The sequence below is a fragment of the Streptomyces sp. AC602_WCS936 genome (genome assembly GCF_019049125.1).
Lineage (GTDB): Bacteria > Actinomycetota > Actinomycetes > Streptomycetales > Streptomycetaceae > Streptomyces.
This window is the reverse complement of the sequence record NZ_JAGMUF010000126.1, coordinates 104,460-124,284: the sequence shown is the minus strand read 5'-3', so window position 1 is coordinate 124,284 and position 19,825 is coordinate 104,460. Positions and strand designations below refer to the sequence as shown.

The following is a 19,825-nucleotide window of genomic DNA, read 5'->3' as shown; positions in this document are numbered from 1 at the left end:
CACCCGCATGACCCCCGTGAACCCGATCGACATCCGCCTCGTCGTCCTCGACATGGCCGGCACCACCGTCGCCGACGGCGGCCTCGTCGAGCGCGCCTTCGACACCGCCGCCCGCGAACTGGGCGTCGAGCCCGGCACCGACGACCACGCCGACAAGCTCTCCTACGTCCGGGCCACCATGGGCGAGTCCAAGATCTCCGTCTTCCGGCACCTGTTCGGCGACGAGGACCGAGCGCGGCAGGCCAACGCCGCCTTCGAGAAGGCGTACGGCGAACTCGTCGACGGCGGCCTGATCGCTCCCGTCCCCGGCGCCCGCGAGGCCGTCGAGGAACTCACCGCCGACGGCCGCACCGTCGTCCTCAGCACCGGCTTCGCCCGCGTCACCCAGGACGCCATCCTCGACGCGCTCGGCTGGCGCGACCTGGTGCCGCTCACCCTGTGCCCCGCCGACGCGGGCGGGCGCGGACGGCCGTACCCGGACATGGTGCTGGAGGCCTTCCTGCGCACCAAGGCCGCCGACGGCGTACACCAGGTCGCCGTCGTCGGCGACACCTCGTACGACGTGCTCAGCGGCGTACGGGCCGGAGCCGGACTGGTCGCCGGGGTGCGCACCGGAGCCCACGGCGACGAGGCCTTCCGCGAGGCGGGCGCGACCCACGTGCTGGACTCCGTCGCCTGCCTGCCCGCCCTCCTGCGGGGAGCAGCCGGCTGATGAGCGCCACAAGCAGCGGCATCCGCTTCGACTCGGTCACCGTCGCCTACGACGGCAACGTCGTCCTGGACGCCCTCGACCTCACCGTCGAACCGGGCGAGGTCATGGCGCTGCTCGGGCCGTCCGGATCCGGCAAGACCACCGCGCTGCGGGCGGTCGCCGGGTTCGTACGGCCCGCCTCCGGGCGGGTGTACCTCGGCGACCGCGACGTCACCGACCTGCCCCCGCACCGGCGCGGCATCGGCATGGTCGTCCAGCAGTACGCCCTGTTCCCGCACATGCGGGTGGAGGACAACGTCGCCTTCGGCCTGAAGGCCCGCAAGGTGCCCAAGGCCGAGATCCGCACCCGCGTCCTCGAGGCCCTGGAGATGACCGGCATGGGCGCCTACGCCCGCCGCTACCCGCGCGAGCTGTCCGGCGGCCAGCAGCAGCGCGTCGCCATCGCCCGCGCCCTCGCCATCCGCCCGGACGTCCTGCTCCTCGACGAACCGCTGTCCGCGCTCGACGCCCAGCTCCGCTCCGGCATGCTCGCCGAACTGGCCCGCCTGCACCGCGAGCTGCCCGACGTGTCGATCCTTTACGTCACCCACGACCAGGTGGAGGCGCTGACCCTCGCCGACCGGATCGCGGTCATGGACAAGGCGAAGCTGCGCGCATGCGGGACGCCGAGGGAGTTGTACCGGGCGCCGGCCGACGAGTTCACGGCGTCCTTCGTGGGCGGCGCGAACCTGCTGCCGGTGAGCGTGGTGGCCGGGGGAGTGTCCTTCGGGGACGCGGAGATCAAGGTCGACACGGGGGGTGTCGCCCCGGGGGCGACGGCGACCCTGTGCGTACGGCCGCATCTGGTGGGGCTCGGTGACGGGCCGAACCGGCTCACCGGGACGGTGGGGGAGATCCAGTGGCGGGGGGCGACGCACCGGCTGTACGTCGACGTGGGCGGACACCGGGTGATGGCCGACCTGCGTGAGTTGAAGGCTCCGCCGGTGCATGGGGAGTCGGTGAGTGTGCACTTCGCGTCCGAGGATGCGGTGTTGCTGCCTTCGGGGGTGGGGGGTGGCTGAGATCGTGCACAAAGTGCGGCCTGTCCGTGGCTGGGCGCGCAGTTCCCCGCGCCCCTGCGGGGCGCTTTTCTGGGCCCTGCCTCCCATAGCTCTCCTCGCCCTCGTCTTCCTCTACCCCCTCGCCCTCGTCGTCCAGCAGTCCTTCCAGCCCGACACCGGCGGCACCTCGGTCCAGCCGTACGCCGACGTGTTCGCCTCGTACGCCTTCCGCGAGGCGCTGTGGACCACGGTGTGGCTGGCGGTGGCGGCCACCGTCGGCTGCCTGGTGCTCGGGTTCGTCCTCGCGCTGGTCATCGCCTTCGTGCCGTTCCCGGGGTCGAAGGCCGTGGCCCGCTTCATCGACGTCTTCCTGTCCTTCCCGTCCTTCCTGATCACGCTCGCCCTGCTCTTCATCTACGGCACGGTCGGCATGGCCAACGGGGCGTGGACGGATGTGACGGGGGCCGCCGAGGGGCCGTTCCAGTTCCTGACCACGCCGTGGGGCGTGCTGCTCGCGGAGATCACGTACTTCACGCCGTTCGTGGTGCGCCCGCTGCTCGCCGCCTTCTCGCAGCTGGACACCGGTCAGCTGGAGGCCGCCAGTTCGCTGGGCGCCCGCGCGCCGCGCATCGTCCGGCAGGTCATCCTGCCGGAGGCGCTGCCCGCCCTCGCGGCCGGCGGCAGCCTGGTCCTCGTCCTGTGCCTGAACGAGTTCGGCATCGTCCTGTTCACCGGCGCCAAGGGCGTCACGACCCTGCCGACCCTCGTCTACGGCAAGGCCATCCTGGAGTCCGACTACCCGGGCGCCTGCGTGGTCGCCGTCGTCAACGTCCTGATCTCCGCGGGCCTCTACGGCCTCTACCGGGTGGTGAGCCGCCGTGCTGGTGCATAGCCGCGCAGCGAGGTGGGCCGCGTGGGCGGTCTTCTTCCTCCTCTTCGTCCCCCTCTTCGCGCTCCCGCTGCTCGTCGTCCTCGGAGCCTCCTTCGCCACCAACTGGTCCAGCGTCCTGCCCTCCGGCTTCACCACCGCCAACTACCAGGCGGCCACCCGCGGCGAGGCCCTCGAAGCGCTCACCACGAGCCTGGTCACCGCCGTCACCGCCAGCCTCCTCGCGCTCGCGACCGGCACCTGGGCGGCGCTCGCGGCGGCGGCGCTGAAGAAACGGCACCGCAAGGTGCTCGACGCGCTGTTCGTCCTGCCCGTCGCCGTGCCCTCGGTCGTCGTCGGCCTCGCCACCCTGGTCGCCTTCTCGCAGCCGCCGATGCTGCTCAACGGCACCCGCTGGATCGTGATCATCGCCCACTCGGTCCTGGTCACCGCCTTCGCCTACCAGTCGGTGTCCGCGGCGATCACCCGCCTCGACCCCGCCTACGAACAGGCCGCCGCGTCCCTGGGCGCCTCACCGGCGTACGTCCTGTGGCGGGTGAAGCTCCCGCTGCTGCTGCCGTCCCTGACCGCCGCCGCCGGCCTCTGCTTCGCCCTGTCCATGGGCGAGCTGAGCGCCACGATGATGCTCTACCCGCCGGACTGGACCCCGCTGCCGGTCCTGATCTACGCCTCCACCGACCGGGGCGCCCTGTTCACCGGCTCCGCGATCGCCGTCGTCCTGATGGCGGCGACCCTGCTGGTGCTGCTCGCCGTCTCCCGCATCCGCACCCGAGCCTCGTACCGATGAACCGATGAACCGCTGAGCCCGCCTCCCACCGACCCGCACGCAAGGAGTTCACCTCGCCATGCCCAGGAACGCCCTCAAGCCGCTCGCCGCCCTCGCCGCGCTCGCCGTCCCGCTGACCGCCTGCTCCGGGACCTCCGCCGCCTCCGACGAGAACGTCGTCACCGTCTACAGCGCCGACGGCCTCAAGGGCGAGAACGGCGACGGCTGGTACGACCGGGTCTTCAAGGACTTCGAGAAGGAGACCGGCATCAAGGTCGAGTACGTCGAAGGCGGCTCCGGCGAGATGGTGCAGCGCACCACCCGCGAGAAGCGCAACCCGCAGGCCGACGTGCTCGTCACCCTCCCGCCCTTCATCCAGCAGGCCGACACCAAGGGCCTCCTCCAGAAGTACTCCCCGAAGGGCGTCGACCAGGTCAGCGGCGCCGACAAGGCCGCGAACGGCACCTGGACCGCCGTCGTCAACAACTACTTCGGCTTCATCCACAACAAGAAGGAGCTGAAGCAGGCCCCCACCACCTGGGAGGACCTGCTCGACGACAAGTACGAGAACAAGCTCCAGTACTCCACTCCCGGCGTCGCCGGCGACGGCACCGCCGTCCTCATCAAGGCCATGCACGACTTCGGCGGCGAGCAGCCCGCCATGGAGTACCTGAAGAAGCTCCAGGCCAACAACGTCGGCCCGTCCGCCTCCACCGGCAAGCTCGCCCCCAAGGTCGACAAGGGCGAACTCCTCGTCGCCAACGGGGACGTCCAGATGAACTTCGCCCAGTCCAAGTCCATGCCGAACCTCGGCATCTGGTTCCCGGCCCGCGAAGGCGGCAAGCCCACCACCTTCGCCCTGCCCTACGCGGCCGGACTCGTGACCGACGCCCCGCACACCGAGAACGGCAAGAAGCTCCTCGACTACATGCTCAGCCAGAAGGCGCAGCAGCAGGTCAGCGAGATCGGCGGCGGCTTCGCGGCCCGCCAGGACGTCAAGGCCACCGACGCCAACGCCATCGCCCTGACCAAGCTGATGGACGGCGTCGAGGTCTTCGAGCCCGACTGGGACGACATCGAGAAGAACCTCACCTCCTACATCGACGCCTGGAAGGAAGCCACCGGAAGCTGAGAAGCGCCGGAAGCTGAGACGGCCGTTCCCACAAGATCCCGCGCTGTCTAGGCTGGGGCGCACGCCGGACCACGCAGGCAGGAGAACCCGGACATGGCAGACCGCAAGCCCATCGAGTCGTGGCTCACCGACATGGACGGGGTCCTCATCCACGAGGGTGTGCCGATCCCCGGCGCCGACGCCTTCATCAAGCGGCTCCGGGAATCCGGCAAGCCCTTCCTGGTCCTCACCAACAACTCCATCTACACCCCGCGCGACCTGCACGCCCGGCTGCGCCGCATGGGCCTGGAGGTGCCGATCGAGTCGATCTGGACGTCGGCGCTGGCCACCGCCAAGTTCCTGGACGACCAGCGGCCCGGCGGCTCGGCGTACGTCATCGGCGAGGCCGGGCTGACCACCGCCCTGCACGACATCGGCTACATCCTCACCGACCACGACCCCGACTACGTGGTCCTCGGCGAGACCCGCACCTACTCCTTCGAGGCCATGACGAAGGCGGTCCGGCTGATCAACGCGGGCGCCCGCTTCATCTGCACCAACCCCGACGAGACCGGCCCCTCCACCGAGGGGCCGCTCCCGGCGACCGGCGCGGTGGCGGCGCTGATCACCAAGGCGACCGGCAAGCAGCCGTACTTCGCGGGCAAGCCCAACCCGCTGATGATGCGCACCGGGCTCAACGCGATCGGCGCCCACTCCGAGACCAGCGCCATGATCGGCGACCGCATGGACACCGACGTGCTGGCCGGCATCGAGGCCGGGATGCAGACCTTCCTGGTCCTCACCGGCCTGACCCGGCCGGAGCAGGTGGAGGACTTCCCGTACCGCCCGTCCAAGGTGGTCGACTCGATCGCGGACCTGGTCGAACGGGTCTGAGGCCCGGGAAGCACCGGTAAACCCGCCCGCCCCCGCAGTAACCCGTTCGGAGCAGCCGGGCCCCCGCGCAGGATGCGGGGGCCCCTCCCGCGGGGGAGTCTCCAGGTAACTGGAGGTGCACGATGGGCTCACTGAAAGTCACTCTCTGTGCCGGAGCCGCGGCGGCCGCGGTGCTCGCACCGATCGCCCCGATCGCGGTCGCACCGGCCGCGTACGCGGTGGACGGGGGAGGCGTCTCGGTGTCACCGTCCACCCCGGCCCCCGGCAGCGACGTCCAGCTCCGCGTGGCGGACTGCACCGAGAAGACGGCCGTCGCCGTGTCGGCGGCGTTCGTCTCGGACGCCAAGCTCACCCTGGCCGCGAAGGACGGCGTCCTCGTCGGGGCCGGCACGGTCCGCTCCACCATGGAGGCCGGCGCGTACGTCGTCCAGGTCAAGTGCGGTGACGACGCGCGCAAGGGCACCGTCACCGTCGCCGAGCGGCAGCGCCCGGCCGCACCCGCCTCGCCCGTCGCCCCCGTCGACGCGGGCGGTGGCGGCACCGCGCAGCTCGCCGCCTCCGACAGCCGCGACGAGGCCCGGCCCGAGCCCCCCGGCACGGCACACACCGTGACCGGCCTGGTCCTCGCGGGCATCGCCGCCGTCGCCGTCGCGCTGCGCGGGGTCCGCAGCCGGAGCCGCGGGACGGACTGACCATGTCCGAAACGGACGAACAGAGCCGGCAACAGGACCGGCAGCACGATCAGCGACGCCCCGTCGGTCCCGGTGGCCGCCTGGTGACCGGCATCGCCTGGACGGTGCTGCTGCTCGGGCTGTGGCTGTGGGGCCGCGAGGCCACCGACGTGCGCGAGGGCATATCCGTACCGGCCACCGGCGACATGGCGGCGGCCGGCCGACCACCCGACATACCGCTGCCCCCCGCCCACGCCCCCCTCGGCGACGCCCCGCCGCAGCGCCTCGACATCCCCGGGCTCGGCATCAGCGCCCCCGTGCTGGCCAGCGGCCTCGACACCAAGGGCGCCATCGAACCACCGCCCTTCGACCGCCCCGGCTCCGTCGCCTGGTACGCGGACGGCGTGACGCCGGGAGCGGCCGGGACCGCGCTCATGGTCGGCCACGTCGACACCGACACGAAGCCCGCCGTCTTCTACGAGGTCAGCACCCTGGAACCCGGCGAGACGATCCGCGTGGTCCGCGAGGACGCCCGGGTCGCCGAGTTCACCGTCGACGACGTCCAGGTCCTCACCCGCGACGGCTTCGACGCCCAGCAGGCCTACGGCCCGCGCGACGCCGGCCGCGCCGAGCTCCGCCTGATCACCTGCGGCGGCACCTTCGACCGCGCCACGAACAGCTACACGGCCAACGTGGTGGTCTCGGCGTACCTCACCGGGACGGGCGGCACGTAGGGGCTGCCCGGGTCCCTCGTGGGTGCCGGAGGCGTATGTCAGGATTGAGCCTCCGAACAGTGCACCCAGGGGGGTTGGATGTACGGCAGCAGGGGGGCCGGAACGATGTCCACGAGGCGGGCGTCCGCGGTGGTGCTGGGGGCGGCGCTGCTGCTCGCGGGCTGCTCCTCGTCGGGAGACGGGGACGACAAGGGCAAGGCCAAGGACGCGGGGGCCGGGATCACGCAGCAGCCGAAGGAAGCGGACCCCTTCTGGGTCAACCCGGACGGCAACGCGGCGCAGCAACTGGCGGCGCTGCGGGAGTCCGGCAAGAAGGACCAGGCCGCGCAGATCCGCAAGATCGCCCAGCAGCCGACCGGCGAGTGGATCAGCCCGGAGAACCCCGAGGAGCAGGCCCGCGGCTTCACCGAGGCCGCCGACGAGGCCGGCCGCACCGCGCTGCTCGTCCTCTACAACATCCCGCACCGCGACTGCGGCCAGTACTCGGGCGGTGGCGCCGCCGACGGAAACGCCTACCGCGACTTCATCGACGGCGTCGCCAAGGGCATCGGCGACCGCTCCGCGACGGTCATCCTGGAGCCGGACGCGGTGCTCCACCTGGTCGACGGCTGCACCCCGGAGCAGTTCCACGAGGAGCGCTACGACCTCCTCAAGGGCGCCATCGCCAAGCTCTCCGCGCTGAAGAACACCAAGGTCTACCTGGACGCGGGCAACGCCGGCTGGGGCCACCCCGACCAGATCTTCGAGCCGCTCAAGCGGGCGGGCATCGACCAGGCCGACGGCTTCTCGGTCAACGTCTCGAACTTCTACACCACCGAGGACTCCATCGCCTACGGCAAGCAGCTCTCCGCCAAGGTCGGCGGCAAGCACTTCGTCATCGACACCAGCCGCAACGGCAACGGCCCCTACACCGAGGGCGACCCGGCGGAACGCTGGTGCAACCCACCGGGCCGAGCCCTCGGCGAAACCCCGACGACGAAGACCGCCGACCCCCTGGTCGACGCCTACCTCTGGGTCAAGCGCCCCGGAGAGTCGGACGGCGAATGCAAGGGCGGCCCGAAGGCGGGCGAGTGGTGGCCGGAGTACGCCTTGAAGCTGGCGCGAGGATAAGCGCCCTAGGGGCGCGGGGAACTGCGCGATCAACCACGACGCTCCCCGCGCCCGACAACGCACCCGCGGGAGCGCTACGGCACGTGCACCCACTCCGCCTTACTCGGCGTCCCCTCCCCGTCAGTCACGAACATCATGTACCACCCCGACTGAACGAGGTTCTTGTTCTCAGGGACCGTCACCGTCAACTGATCCCCCTCCGCCTTGAAGTCCAACGCGATCGACCGCTGATCCACGTCCGTGACATGCGTCGACGCGCTCGGCCGAATCAGCCGCACCTTCTTGATCGACTCCGCCGCCCGCGACGTGAACGTCCCCGACTCACCACGCTCGATGGTCTTCGGCCCCCCGGAAAGATCCGGCCGGGAATCCCGGTAGAGATACGGCGGCGTGTAGATCTCGATGCGCTGCTCGAACTTGCCCGGCTTGGTGTTCGCCTTGTCGGCGTAGAGCGAGTCCGAGCCGAAGAACATCACGCGCCCGTCGGGCAGCAGGATCGAACCGGAGTGGTAGTTCCGGCCCACCAGCGGGTCGGCGATCCGCTCGAACTCGTTCGTGTCCGGGTGGTACAGCCGGGCCTCGAGGATGTTGGAGGCGCTGCGGCCCCGGTAGTCCTCCGAGCCGCCGGAGACCAGCACACTGTCGTCGGGGAGGATCGAGGCCTGCGGGTAGCGCGTGCCCTTGTCCAGTGACGGCCCGTCCACGAACTTCGGGTCGTCGGCCTTCAGGTCGGCGATCCGGGTCTTCTCGCTGGACTTCTTGGACTCGCCGACGCCGCCGCCGCCGATCACCATGTACTTCTCGTCTTGCGCCGGCGGCAGCAGCACGGTGTTGGCGGTCTCCAGCATGTCGGGGTCGCTCATGCCGGGGACCTCGGTGAATTTGTTGGTCTTCAGGTCCCAGATGCCCGGGTCGCGGCCCACGTCGGCGGGTCCGTAGCCGGCGTTCGCACCCGAGTAGAAGATCTTGCCGTTCTGCATCAGGAACAGCGCCGGGTACGTCGGGAACTGGCGGATCTTGCCGGTGTACTCCCACGTCTTGGTCTCGGGGTCGTAGACCTCGCTCTTGCCCGGGACGATCTGGCCGATCTCGTCGAGGCCGGAGACGCTGAGGATCCTGCCGTCGCTCAGGGTGGTGAGCGTCGGGTACCAGCGGGCCTCGTTCATCGGGTCGACCTTGATGTACTTCTCGGCGACCGGGTCGAACTCGAAGGCGTCCCGGATGCCCTGGAAGTCCTTCTTGTCGAGGGCGAGCTTCTCGGCGATGCCGTACGTGTTGCGCGCGTCGTCGCCCGACAGGCCCTGGACGGTGTAGTTGTCCTGGGTGCCCGTCTGGTACTTCCGACCGCTCTTCTCCGCCTCGACGTAGATCCGGCCGAGGCCCGGGTCGTTGCGCAGGAACTCGCCGGTCTCCTCGTCGAAGACCTTCTCGGCGCGCGGCACCAGCACCGGGTCCTTGGAGACGAACGTCTTGCCGTTCTCCTTGCCGGTGAACTTGGTGCCCGCCGGGAGGGTGATCGGCTTGTCCGGGTTCTCGTTGTGGACGATCATCAGGCCGCCGGCCTTGGTGACGTCACCCTTGAGCTTCTCGTACCGCTTGGTGCCGCCCGCGATCAGCAGGTTGCCGTTGGCGAGCTGGGTGTGGCCGGTGCAGAACAGGTCGGTCGGCGTCGGCACCTTCTTGATGGTCCCCTTGACCGGGTCCCAGATCCGGGTGTCGTACTGCTTGGCGTCGAAGTTGTCCTGGTTGTTGCCCGACCCGGCGACGAGCAGCACCTTGCCGGTGCGCAGCAGCGCCGCGTGGATGGTGTTCTGCCGGTACTCCTCGGGAAACTCGACGATCTCCCACTTGCCGTTGGCGGCCTTGTACTCCGGCTGGTTGATCTTGTACTGGTGGTATTTCTCGGTTCCGAAGCGGTAGAGCCACGGCCCGTTCATCCCGGCCAGCGCGACTACCACCGCCGTGCCTATCGCGAAGCGACGGGCCCGGCGGCGGCCGGCACGGTCCTTCATTCCTTACGTCCCCCAAGTCCACCAAGGGCGATCTGCATGGTCTGGTCGTTGCCCCCGTCGGCGGGAGCTGCCCAGCTGGGCTTCTGCTGCGGCGCGTGCGAGGCATGCGGCGCGTGCGGCGCGTACGCCTGCGCCGATGCCGCGTCCGCGTGCGCCGGCTGCTGCGGCGGAACCCGGGGCTCGGGCTCCGCCGCCACGACCGGCGGTTGCTTCTTCGCCTTCCGCAGTTCGTGGCGCCACGCGAACATCGGTGAGGCGGTGATCAGCAGCGCGAACGTCGCCCAGATGATCATCGCGGGGTGCGCGTGGCCGAAGACGAAACCGGCGGCGATCGAGGCGCCGAAGATCACGATGAAGTACCAGTGGTACCGGAAGGTGCCGAACAGGGTGTCCGGGCTGGCCGAGTCGCCCTTCGGGGTCACCACGAACTTGCTCTTGCGGCGCAGCACCGAGTCGATGAGCGCCTTCGCGTACAGCGGCGCGGACAGCGCGGACATCACCATGCCGGCCACACCGCCGGAGCCCTCCGGCTCGTGCGGCGAGACGTTGTGGCGGCGGTTCCAGACGTACAGGCCGATCTGGAGGGCGGAGGCGTTGCCGTAGAGCATCAGCCAGACGGCCGGGTCGATGTTGACACCCGAGGCGCCCAGGCCCAGGAACAGGCAGCAGCTCAGCGCCGCCAGGATCCAGTTCAGAGCCGACATCGGGTAGAAGATGATCATCATCGTGTAGTTGAAGAGCTTGCTCGGCGGGAGCGAGTACCAGCCCTTCCAGTACTGCTTGAGGATCGTCTCGTACGTCCCTCGCGACCAGCGCATCTGCTGGGTGAAGAAGTCCGTCCAGGCGTTCGGGCCCTCGCCGACGGCGAGCACGTCAGGGGTGTAGACCGAGCGCCACTTGCGGCCGGTGGCCGGGTTCTTGTGGCGGTGGATCTCGAAGCCGGTCGCCATGTCCTCGGTGATCGAGTCGTACAGACCGCCGATCTGCTTGAGCGCCTTGATGCGCACCGCGTTCGAGGTGCCCACGAACATCGGGGAGCCGTAGCGGTTGCCGGCGCGCTGGATCAGGGCGTGGAAGAGGAACTGCTGGGACTCGGCGGCCTTGGTGATCGGGTTGTCGTAGTTGCCGTAGACCTGCGGGCCGATGACGAAGCCGACGTCCGGGTCGCGGAAGAAGCCGAGCATCCGCTCCAGGTAGTTCGGCAGCGGCACGTGGTCGGTGTCGACGGAGGCGAAGAAGTCGTAGTCGTCGCCGTGCGCGTCCAGCCAGGCGTTGTAGTTGCCGTGCTTGGTCTTGGCGCGGTGCGGGCCCTTCTTCCGGTTCCACTTCGAGACGCCCTTGCGGGAGAAGTGGTGCACGCCGAGGCGCTCGCAGACCGCCTTCACCTCGGGGTCGTCGCCCTCGTCGAGGAGCCAGACGTGCATCAGACCGCGGTGGCGGATCTTCACGGCCGCCTCCAGGGTCTTCGTCACCATCTCCAGCGGCTCCTTGCCGGGCACGAAGGAGGTGAGGAAGGCGACCCGGGTGCCGGTCTCGGGCACCACCGGGACCGGGTCCCGGGCGACCAGGGTCGCGTGCGCGTTCGACAGCACGTTCAGGCAGCGGAACAGCTCGATCAGGCCGATCGCCACGAGCATCACGATGTCGAGCGTGGGCAGCCAGTCGAAGGCCGGGTAGTCGCGCTCGGTCCAGTGCGTGGGCTGGAGCAGCCAGACCAGCAGCACCACCGACAGCAGCGGGGCGGCGGCCAGCATCAGGGCGACCCGGATGCGGTGCGGCTCCTGCGAGATCAGCGAGCGGTACTGGACCTTGTACGGTTTGTGCGGGTCCGGCTGGGTGAGGGGCCCGGCGAGCCGGCTGTAGTGCTCGTAGTCGTACCTCGGCAGGGTCTTCTTCATCCGGCGGAACGAGCCGGTGTTCCAGTTCCGATGCGCAGGCACCCTGAGCTGCGTGGTCTGGGACGGGTCGTGGTCCTGCCCGGCGCCCGTCGGCGTCGACGTCATGTGTCATCCCCCCACACGCGCGTCACGCGTGTTTCGTCGCTTCCATCGCCCGCTCGGGTCCCCCTCGACCTTCACGGACGTAACAGTGGTGGGTTGCGGTCACCACGGCATCCACACCTTATAGACATGGAACAGCGACCCCCGGTTGCATGATGCCCCCCTCGGCATCCCCTCGGCACCCGGCCCCCCAACCGGACCAGGGTTCTACGGTGTTCACCATGATCGCAAGATGCCCGCAGGCCGGGTACGCCGAAGGCCCCCCGTGTGCTACGGGGGGCCTTCGGCCGTCTGTGCGCCGCCAGGGACTCGAACCCCGGACCCGCTGATTAAGAGTCAGCTGCTCTAACCAACTGAGCTAGCGGCGCCTGCTGACCTGCACAACTCTACCCGATGCCGGCCGGTGCTCCGGACCACCCCGTAAGCCCCGGCGCGAGCACCCCGGCGCCCGTGTACATCATTCGGACCGTCAGCATGCGCGCGAGGAAGACAGTTGAGAAACTGTCCGGCATGTACCGATGTGTACCGTCTCGGACACTATCGCCGGGAGTGTGAGAGGAATCGCATGGAGACTGCTCCCGTGTTCGAGGAATTCGATCCCCCGGACGACTGCGACTGCGCCGGCTGCCGTCACTGGCGCCGGGTCCTGCCGCACTCCCGGACCGGCCGCGCCGGCGTCCATCCGGCGGCCCGCCGTGCGCTGATCGTGGCCACCGCCGCGGCCTCCGCACTCGGCACGGGCGTCGCGGCGGCGGTTCCGGCCGCCGCCCACGCGGCCCACCGGCCCGGCGTCGCGGCGGACGACGTGCCCGACACCCCGCAGGGGCCGCGGGCGCCGCTGCACGGCCCGGCCGGACTGCCGTCGGTGCCCCCGGCGGGGACGGCCCCGGCCGCCATCACCCGTACGGAGATCATCGAACGGGCCCAGACCTGGGTCACCGCGAAGGTGCCCTACAGCATGACCGCCTACTGGTCCGACGGCTACCGCCAGGACTGCTCGGGCTATGTCTCGATGGCCTGGAAACTGCCCACCAACGAATGGACCGGCAGCCTCGGCACCTTCGCCGACCGCATCACCAAGGAGGAACTCCAGCCCGGCGACATCCTGCTCTTCCACAACACGGCCGACCCCCAGAAGGGCTCCCACGTGGTGATCTTCGGCGGCTGGGCGGACTCCACGCACACCTCGTACCTCGCCTACGAGCAGACCCCGCCGCACACCCGGAAGCAGTCCACGCCCTACGCCTACTGGAGCGACTCGGCCAAGTACCTGCCGTACCGCTACAAGGGGGTCACCGCGACCACCGCCGGGGCCGAGGCGCAGGTACCGGCTCCGGGACCCGCCTCGCACGGAGTGGCCGGCTACCCCGGGCGGGCGATGTTCCGGCCGGGCGCGGACAACCCGTACGTCACCCGGCTGGGAAGGCAGCTGGTGACGAAGGGATTCGGCACCCACTACACGACCGGACCGGGTCCGCGCTGGGGCGAGGCGGACCGGCGGGGCGTCGAGGCCTTCCAGCGCGCCGAGGGCTGGCGCGGCGGCGCGGCGGACGGCTACCCGGGCCCGGAGACCTGGCGGCGGCTCTTCTCCTGACCGCCCGCCGCGGTGATCACCCGTTCATGACGCATCTGGCGCGGAGGCTGGAGCACGCATGAGTACGACCCCTTCCACGAACCCGGACACGGGCGGCCCGGCGGAGTCCGGCCACCGGTCCGTCCGGCTCATCCGCAACGAGGCCACCACCGAGATCCCCGTCCATCTCCTCTTCCGCGACGACCCCGCCCCGGCGCCGGTGCCCCTGCGGCCCGCGGTCGTCGGCCGCCGGCAGGGCACGGGGGAGCAGCCCCGCACCCGCCGCCCGGTCGCCGCGCGCACGGTGCCGGCGGTGCGGATCGACCCGGCACTGACGGAGCGCCCGGCGCGGGTGCTGCCCGGCGCGGCGGGCGTGGCCGCCGGTGCCTGCGGCGCGGTGGGCTGCGCGGTCACCTCCTGGTGGGCGGGGCTGGTGCCGCCGCTCGCGGCCCAGGCGTTGGGGCTGCCGGCGTACGGCGGTGCCGGGCTCGGGCCCGCGCAGTGGGCGGCGTACGCTGCCGCCGGGGCGCTGGGGCTGTTCGGCTTCGGCGGGCTGGCCCGGGGGCGGACCGGGCGGGCCTGGGTGCTCGGTCTGTTCGGCCGCTACCGGGGGACGGTGCGGCGCACCGGCCTGATGTGGGTCAACCCGCTGCTGCTGCGCCGCCGGGTGGACGTGCGGTTGCGGCACTGGCGCAGCGAGCCGATGCCCGCGGCCGACGCCAACGGGGTGGCGCTCCGGGCGGTGACGCTGGTGGTGTGGCGGGTGCGGGACACCGCGAAGGCCACGCTGGGTGTCGAGGACCACGAGGCGTACCTGCGCGAGTGCGTCGAGGCGGCGCTCGCCCGGGTCCCGGTCGAGCCGCTCGGCACGGTCCGCAGCTCGGCGGACGTGGCGGGCGAGACGCTGACCCGGCTGGTCGCGGCGGACGCGGCGCCGGTCGGCCTGGAGGTGTTCTCGGTGCGGCCGGTCCGGGCGGAGTACGCCCCCGAGGTCGCCGCCGCGATGCACCGGCGCCGGATCGCCGCGCTGGACGCCGCCCAGCGGGCCAGCGCGCTCACCTCGGTCGTGGACTCGGTGGAGGACACCGTGACCCGGCTGACCGTGCGCGGGCTGGTCGAACTCGACGACTACGAGCGCAAGGTGCTGGTGAAGGACCTGACGGTGGCGTTCTGCGCCGGACGGGGGGAGACGGGGGCCTGACCCCCCGGGCCGATGGCGCCGCCGGGTTCCGCTATTGGTATGGACATGTTCAACTAACGGCAATAATCTGGGACTTGGTCTAGACCTGCACAGCTCACTGAACCTCCCCCACGTCACAGGAGCAGCAGCATGCGCACAAGGACCAAGTTGTATGCCGCCGCGGTGGGCATGGCGACCACCGGAGCCCTCGTGCTCTCGTCCGGCGGCGCCAGCGGCCACGGCTACACCGACCTGCCGGTCAGCCGGCAGAAGCTCTGCCAGAACGGCGGCGTCAGCAACTGCGGCGCCATCCAGTGGGAACCGCAGAGCGTCGAGGGGCCCAAGGGCTTCCCGGCGGGCGGACCGGCCGACGGCCGGATCTGCTCCGCGAACAACGGCCGGTTCTCCCAGCTCGACAGCCCGAAGACGCCGAACGGACAGGCGTGGCCGACCACGAGGGTGAACGGCGGACAGAGCTACACCTTCCGCTGGCAGTTCACCGCCCGGCACGCCACGACCGACTTCCGGTACTACGTCACCAAGCCGGGCTGGAACCAGAACCACAACCTGTCCCGGTCCGACCTCAACCTCACCCCGTTCTTCACGGTGCCCTACAGCGGCAAGCAGCCGCCGGCCACGCTCTCCCACACCGGCAGGCTGCCGTCCGGGCTGAGCGGGCACCACGTGATCCTCGCGGTGTGGACGGTCGCCGACACGGGCAACGCGTTCTACGCGTGCTCGGACGTGACCTTCTGACCGGGGCCGGTCCGGCAACGCGCGAAGGCCCCCTCGCCTGGGCGAGGGGGCCTTCATGCTGTGCGCCGCCAGGGACTCGAACCCCGGACCCGCTGATTAAGAGTCAGCTGCTCTAACCAACTGAGCTAGCGGCGCATGACTCCCGCCGTCCGCTTCCCGCGGCCGACGACGACGAAAATACTACCCGGTCCCCGGGGGTGCTCGTGACCACCGGGGTGTGAGCCGGGCCGCAGTCTCCGGACAGGTCCTAGATCGCCAGCGACAGCAGCACCGGTGCCGCGCTCCGGTTCAGCTCGTCCGCGGCCCGCCGCAGCCGGTGGGCGTGCTCGACCGGCAGGGACAGCGCGAGACAGCCCACGGCGGAACCGGCCGTGATCGGCACGGCCGCGCAGACCGTGCCCACCGCGTACTCCTGGAGGTCGAGGACGGGCACGGTGGGCGGCTGGGACTCCAGCCGGGACAGCAGCAGGCGGTCGCTCGTGATGGTGTGCGAGGTCAGGCGGGCCATCTTGTGCCGGGCCAGGTGGTCGCGGCGGCCCGCGTGGTCCAGCTGGGTCAGCAGGCTCTTGCCGACCGCGGTGGCGTGCGCCGAGACCCGGAAGTCCACCCACTCGTTCACCTTGGGCGTGGCCGGGCCGTCCGCGTACTGGGTGACGCTGACCTCGCCGTCCACGTACCGGCTGATGTAGACGGCCGCGCCCACCGAGTCGCGCAGCCGGTCCAGGGTGTGCTGGAGCTGGTCGCGCAGGGCCTCCTCGCGGTCGTGGGCCGAGCCCAGGCGGGCCAGTGCCTCCCCGGTGACGTACGCCCCGTCGGCGGTCTGCTCGACGTAGCCCTCGCGGCGCAGCATGCGCAGGAGCGGGGCCAGCCGCTCCCGGTCCAGGCCGGTCTGCCGGGCGATCTCGGAGTCGGTGACCCCGGTGGTGTGCCGCGCCACCGTCTCCAGGGCGCGCAGGGCGTCCTGGGCCGAGTGGTGCGGCGCGGTCGGCTTGTGCTGCAGCGCCACGGTGGTCTCCCCCTGCGCTTCGCTGGTAGGCCCCTGCCCCTGTCCCTGCCTGTGCCCCCGACCGGACAGCGGATCCCTTTCACGATAGCCGCCAAAAGGTCTGGCGTGAGGGGGTGTTGATGAAGTTCCGCCGCCCTGGTCTGCGACGCTGGCCCGCTGGCATATGCCAGCGGCGTGCCCCAACGCCCCGACCTCGGGTGTTGGGGCACGCCGCCGTGCCATCAGGGCGTCACAGCACCGCGCTGAGGAACTCCCGCGTCCGGTCGTGCTCCGGCTCGCTGAAGATCTTCTCCGGCGGACCGGCCTCGATGACCCGGCCCGAGTCGAACATCAGGACCTGGTCCGAGATGTCGCGGGCGAAGTTCATCTCGTGGGTCACGCACAGCATGGTGATGTCCGTGGTGCGGGCGATGTCCCGCAGCAGGTCGAGGACGCCCGCGACCAGCTCCGGGTCGAGCGCGGAGGTCACCTCGTCGAGGAGGAGGACCTTCGGCCGCATCGCCAGCGCCCGGGCGATCGCCACGCGCTGCTGCTGGCCGCCGGAGAGCTGCGCCGGGCGGGCGTCGCACTTGTCGGCCAGGCCCACCATGTCGAGCAGTCCCTTGGCCCGCTCGACCGCCTCGTCCTTGGACATCCCGAGCACCGTGACCGGCGCCTCGGTGATGTTGCGCAGGACGCTCATGTTCGGGAACAGGTTGAACTGCTGGAACACCATCCCGATCTGCTTGCGGACCTCGCGCCGCTCCTTCTCGGTCGCCGGGAAGAGCTTCTGCCCGTCCACGGTGATCGTGCCCTCGTCGGGCTTGAGGAGCGTCATCAGCAGCCGCAGGATCGTCGTCTTGCCCGACCCGGACGGGCCGATCAGGGTGACGTGCTTGCCGGCGTCGACGGAGAAGTCCAGGTGGTCGAGGACGGTGTTCTCACCGAACCGCTTGGTGACCTGCTCCAGGCGTATCAGCTCGCCGGAGCTGCGCTCGGGGCTCTTCTCGGGATTGGGGAGAGTGTCAGTGGGCAAGGCGTCGCTCCAGGGCTCGCAGGGCAAGGGAGGCCAGGTAGGAGATGACGATGAAGGCCACGCCGATCACCGTCAGGGGCTCGGTGAACTGGAAGTTCTGCTGCGAGAACAGCCGCGCCTCGCCGAGCATCTCCAGCACCGTGATCGCCATCAGCAGCGGCGTGTCCTTCAGCATGGAGATCACGTAGTTGCCGAGGGCGGGCACCACACGGCGGATCGCCTGCGGCAGGATCACGGCCGTCCAGGTCCGCCCCATCGGCAGGTTCAGCGCCGTCGCGGCCTCCCACTGGCCGACCGGCACCGCCTCGATACCGGCCCGGTAGACCTGCATCGTGTACGTCGAGTAGTGCAGGCCGATGGCGAGCACACCGGTGGTGAGCGCCGAGGCGGTCACACCCCACTCGGGCAGCACGTAGAACAGGAAGAACAGCTGCACCAGCAGCGGGGTGTTGCGCACGAACTCGGTGACCACCCCGACGGGCCAGGTCACGAAGCGGGACGGCACCCGCATCAGCAGCGCCCACACCAGTCCGAGGGCGAACGACACCAGCGACCCCAGGACCAGGATCTGCAGCGTGACCAGCAGCCCGTCCCAGAAGTGCGGCATGAAGTCGGAGACCGCGCTCCAGTCCCACTTCATCGGACACCCCCGACCCCGGCAGGCTCGACGGCGGCGGTCTTGCGCTTCGGTGCCGCCTTCCCGACGCCCGCCTTCAGCTTCTTCTCCAGCCCGCGCATCACCCGCGTCAGCAGGAACGCGATGACGAAGTAGATGAGCAGGATGTACGTGTAGATCTCCGCGCTCTCCTGCAGCGCCAGGCGCACCAGGTTGCCGCTGAACGCCAGGTCACCCATACCCATGATCGACACCAGGGCGGTGCCCTTGAGCAGCTCGATCAGCAGGTTGGAGAAGGGCGGGATCATCTCCGGCACCGCCTGCGGCAGCAGGATCAGCCTCATCCGCTGCCAGGGCGTGAAGCTGAGGGCGATGCCGCCCTCCTTCTGCGCCGGGTCGACCGCGGCGAGCGCGCCGCGCACGATCTCGGAGCCGTACGCACCGTAGGTCAGGCCCAGCGCCAGCGTGCCCGCCCACATCGGCACCAGCTGCCAGCCGAAGGCCGGCGGCAGCACGAAGAACACCCAGAAGATCATCACCAGCGCCGAGGTCCCGCGGAAGACCTCGGTGTAGACGCCCGCGAGGAAGCGGACGACCCACAGCCGGTGGGTGCGCGCGACACCGATCACGAAGGAGACGGCCGCCGCCAGCAGCGAGCTGAAGAACAGCAGCTGGACGGTGACCCAGACGCCCTGGAGTACGAGTTCCCACAGTCCCGAGGTCATCCGCCGCAGAGCTCCTTCGCGGTCAGATCGGTCATCTCGTTCTCGGTGAAACCGAAGGGCTTGAGAATGCGCAGCAGTTCGCCGCTCTCCTTGAGCTTGTGCAGCTCGACGTTGAAGGCGTCCCGCAGGTTGGTCTCGTTGGGCCGGAAGGCGAAGGCGCCGCCGTCGACCTTCGGCTCGCCGTCGATGATCGGCGAGAAGGGCTCGATCGCCTCGGCCTTGGTGGACTTCTTCACCACCTGGCGGACGGTCACCGCCGTGCCCGCGAAGACGTCCGCCCGCCCGGACTCGACAGCGTTGAGACCGGCCACCTGGTCGGGGACGATCAGGTGCTCGGACTCCTCGATGCCGTGCTCCACCGCGTAGGCGATCTGGGCGTAGCCGGTGCCGGTCGAGAACTTGGCCTTCTTCTCGAAGACGTCCTTGTAGTTGTGCAGCCCGAGCGGATTGCCCTTGCGCACGACGAACGCGTCGAGCATCTGGTAGTCGGGGTCGGCGAAGATGACCTGCTGGCAGCGGTCGGGGTTGATGTACATCCCGGCCGCCACCACGTCGAACTGCTGCGACGCCAGACCCGGGATGAGGGAGCCGAACTCCGTCGGCACCGGCTGCACCCGGTCCACTCCGAGCCGCTTGAAGATGACCTTCGCCAGCTCCGGCGCCTCGCCGGTCAGCTCACCGTTCTTGTCGATGTACCCGAAGGGGATCTCGCCCGCGATGCCGAGCCGGGCCACGCCCTGTGCCTTGAGCCGGTCGAGGAGGTCGCCGCCTTCCACGCCGGACCCGGCGGCCACCCGCGAGCAGCCGGCCGCCCCCAGCGCGCCGAGCGCCGCGACCCCCGCGAGCAGCGACCGGCGAGTGGGCCCGGATGTTGTGGACCTTTGGTCGGATATACCCCGTAGAGGGGTTCTGTGTGGTGGAGCCATGGGCGCGCAGCTACCCGAAGCCGGGCCGGTTATGCCGATCTTTTTCAGTCCGATACCTCGGCCCGGCGCCCTTGACCGCGGCGCCCCGG

The 19,825-nt window shown here is 70.4% G+C and carries 19 protein-coding genes and 2 tRNA genes; 12 read left to right on the top strand and 9 right to left on the bottom strand.

The features are described 5' to 3' along the window. The first annotated feature begins 7 nt into the window (after window positions 1-7). From KUM03_RS34145 to KUM03_RS34105, 9 genes are all read left to right on the top strand, one after another. Entirely contained in the window at window positions 8-712 is a 705-nt protein-coding gene (locus KUM03_RS34145) for an HAD family hydrolase (RefSeq protein ID WP_217254449.1), read from the top strand. Then, window positions 712-1,773: an ABC transporter ATP-binding protein gene (locus tag KUM03_RS34140; RefSeq protein WP_217254448.1), complete on the top strand. Its 1,062-nt coding sequence runs from the start codon at window positions 712-714 to the stop codon at window positions 1,771-1,773. Before KUM03_RS34145 ends, KUM03_RS34140 begins: the two co-directional genes overlap by 1 nt. Continuing rightward, a complete protein-coding gene (locus KUM03_RS34135) occupies window positions 1,736-2,644 on the top strand; it encodes a 2-aminoethylphosphonate ABC transporter permease subunit (RefSeq protein ID WP_254400292.1) in 909 nt (302 codons plus the stop codon). The genes KUM03_RS34140 and KUM03_RS34135 overlap by 38 nt, the downstream gene beginning before the upstream one ends. Then, on the top strand, window positions 2,631-3,428 hold the full coding sequence (locus KUM03_RS34130) for an ABC transporter permease (RefSeq protein ID WP_217254446.1): 798 nt from the start codon (window positions 2,631-2,633) through the stop codon (window positions 3,426-3,428). Before KUM03_RS34135 ends, KUM03_RS34130 begins: the two co-directional genes overlap by 14 nt. Before the next feature lie 58 nt (window positions 3,429-3,486). Then, window positions 3,487-4,539: a 2-aminoethylphosphonate ABC transporter substrate-binding protein gene (locus KUM03_RS34125; protein WP_217254445.1), complete on the top strand. Its 1,053-nt coding sequence runs from the start codon at window positions 3,487-3,489 to the stop codon at window positions 4,537-4,539. Window positions 4,540-4,632: 93 nt separating this feature from the next. Continuing rightward, on the top strand, window positions 4,633-5,412 hold the full coding sequence (locus KUM03_RS34120; RefSeq protein WP_217254444.1) for an HAD-IIA family hydrolase: 780 nt from the start codon (window positions 4,633-4,635) through the stop codon (window positions 5,410-5,412). 122 nt (window positions 5,413-5,534) lie between these two features. Continuing rightward, a complete protein-coding gene (locus tag KUM03_RS34115) occupies window positions 5,535-6,104 on the top strand; it encodes a hypothetical protein (RefSeq protein ID WP_217254443.1) in 570 nt (189 codons plus the stop codon). Between the two features lie 2 nt (window positions 6,105-6,106). Further along, window positions 6,107-6,817 carry a class F sortase gene (locus KUM03_RS34110; RefSeq protein WP_254400291.1) on the top strand — a complete coding sequence of 237 codons (711 nt, stop codon included), beginning with the start codon at window positions 6,107-6,109 and terminating at the stop codon, window positions 6,815-6,817. 78 nt (window positions 6,818-6,895) lie between these two features. Next, window positions 6,896-7,927: a glycoside hydrolase family 6 protein gene (locus KUM03_RS34105; protein WP_217254442.1), complete on the top strand. Its 1,032-nt coding sequence runs from the start codon at window positions 6,896-6,898 to the stop codon at window positions 7,925-7,927. 74 nt (window positions 7,928-8,001) lie between these two features. Here KUM03_RS34105 and KUM03_RS34100 read toward each other — a convergent pair whose 3' ends face one another. The 3 genes from KUM03_RS34100 to KUM03_RS34090 form a co-directional block, all read right to left on the bottom strand. Further along, complete coding sequence (locus KUM03_RS34100) at window positions 8,002-9,939, bottom strand: kelch motif-containing protein (RefSeq protein WP_217254441.1); 1,938 nt, start codon at window positions 9,937-9,939, stop codon at window positions 8,002-8,004. Then, on the bottom strand, window positions 9,936-11,942 hold the full coding sequence (locus KUM03_RS34095; protein ID WP_217254440.1) for a glycosyltransferase family 2 protein: 2,007 nt from the start codon (window positions 11,940-11,942) through the stop codon (window positions 9,936-9,938). The genes KUM03_RS34100 and KUM03_RS34095 overlap by 4 nt, the downstream gene beginning before the upstream one ends. Window positions 11,943-12,233: 291 nt before the next feature. Further along, window positions 12,234-12,307, bottom strand: a tRNA-Lys gene (locus tag KUM03_RS34090). Between the two features lie 197 nt (window positions 12,308-12,504). Between KUM03_RS34090 and KUM03_RS34085 the strand changes: the two genes are divergently transcribed. The 3 genes from KUM03_RS34085 to KUM03_RS34075 all read left to right on the top strand — a co-directional run bounded on the left by KUM03_RS34085 (window position 12,505) and on the right by KUM03_RS34075 (window position 15,448). Next, the gene (locus KUM03_RS34085) at window positions 12,505-13,533 is read left to right on the top strand and encodes a peptidoglycan-binding protein (protein ID WP_217254439.1); all 1,029 of its coding nucleotides are present in this window, start codon (window positions 12,505-12,507) and stop codon (window positions 13,531-13,533) included. A 58-nt stretch (window positions 13,534-13,591) separates the two neighbouring features. Then, window positions 13,592-14,713: an SPFH domain-containing protein gene (locus KUM03_RS34080; protein ID WP_217254438.1), complete on the top strand. Its 1,122-nt coding sequence runs from the start codon at window positions 13,592-13,594 to the stop codon at window positions 14,711-14,713. Window positions 14,714-14,842: 129 nt separating this feature from the next. Beyond that, window positions 14,843-15,448 carry a lytic polysaccharide monooxygenase gene (locus KUM03_RS34075; RefSeq protein ID WP_217254437.1) on the top strand — a complete coding sequence of 202 codons (606 nt, stop codon included), beginning with the start codon at window positions 14,843-14,845 and terminating at the stop codon, window positions 15,446-15,448. Window positions 15,449-15,509: 61 nt separating this feature from the next. Here the strand turns inward: KUM03_RS34075 and KUM03_RS34070 are convergent. The 6 genes from KUM03_RS34070 to ehuB form a co-directional block, all read right to left on the bottom strand. Then, a tRNA-Lys gene (locus KUM03_RS34070) sits at window positions 15,510-15,583 on the bottom strand. Between the two features lie 112 nt (window positions 15,584-15,695). Continuing rightward, window positions 15,696-16,454, bottom strand: a complete 759-nt coding sequence (locus KUM03_RS34065) for an IclR family transcriptional regulator (protein ID WP_217254436.1) — start codon at window positions 16,452-16,454, stop codon at window positions 15,696-15,698. Between the two features lie 229 nt (window positions 16,455-16,683). Beyond that, complete coding sequence (gene ehuA / locus KUM03_RS34060) at window positions 16,684-17,469, bottom strand: ectoine/hydroxyectoine ABC transporter ATP-binding protein EhuA (protein WP_073723449.1); 786 nt, start codon at window positions 17,467-17,469, stop codon at window positions 16,684-16,686. Beyond that, entirely contained in the window at window positions 17,459-18,109 is a 651-nt protein-coding gene (gene ehuD / locus KUM03_RS34055; protein ID WP_217254435.1) for an ectoine/hydroxyectoine ABC transporter permease subunit EhuD, read from the bottom strand. Before ehuD ends, ehuA begins: the two co-directional genes overlap by 11 nt. Beyond that, on the bottom strand, window positions 18,106-18,810 hold the full coding sequence (gene ehuC, locus KUM03_RS34050) for an ectoine/hydroxyectoine ABC transporter permease subunit EhuC (protein ID WP_217254434.1): 705 nt from the start codon (window positions 18,808-18,810) through the stop codon (window positions 18,106-18,108). Before ehuC ends, ehuD begins: the two co-directional genes overlap by 4 nt. Continuing rightward, the gene (gene ehuB, locus KUM03_RS34045; protein ID WP_217254433.1) at window positions 18,807-19,736 is read right to left on the bottom strand and encodes an ectoine/hydroxyectoine ABC transporter substrate-binding protein EhuB; all 930 of its coding nucleotides are present in this window, start codon (window positions 19,734-19,736) and stop codon (window positions 18,807-18,809) included. The genes ehuC and ehuB overlap by 4 nt, the downstream gene beginning before the upstream one ends. Window positions 19,737-19,825: the final 89 nt, after the last annotated feature.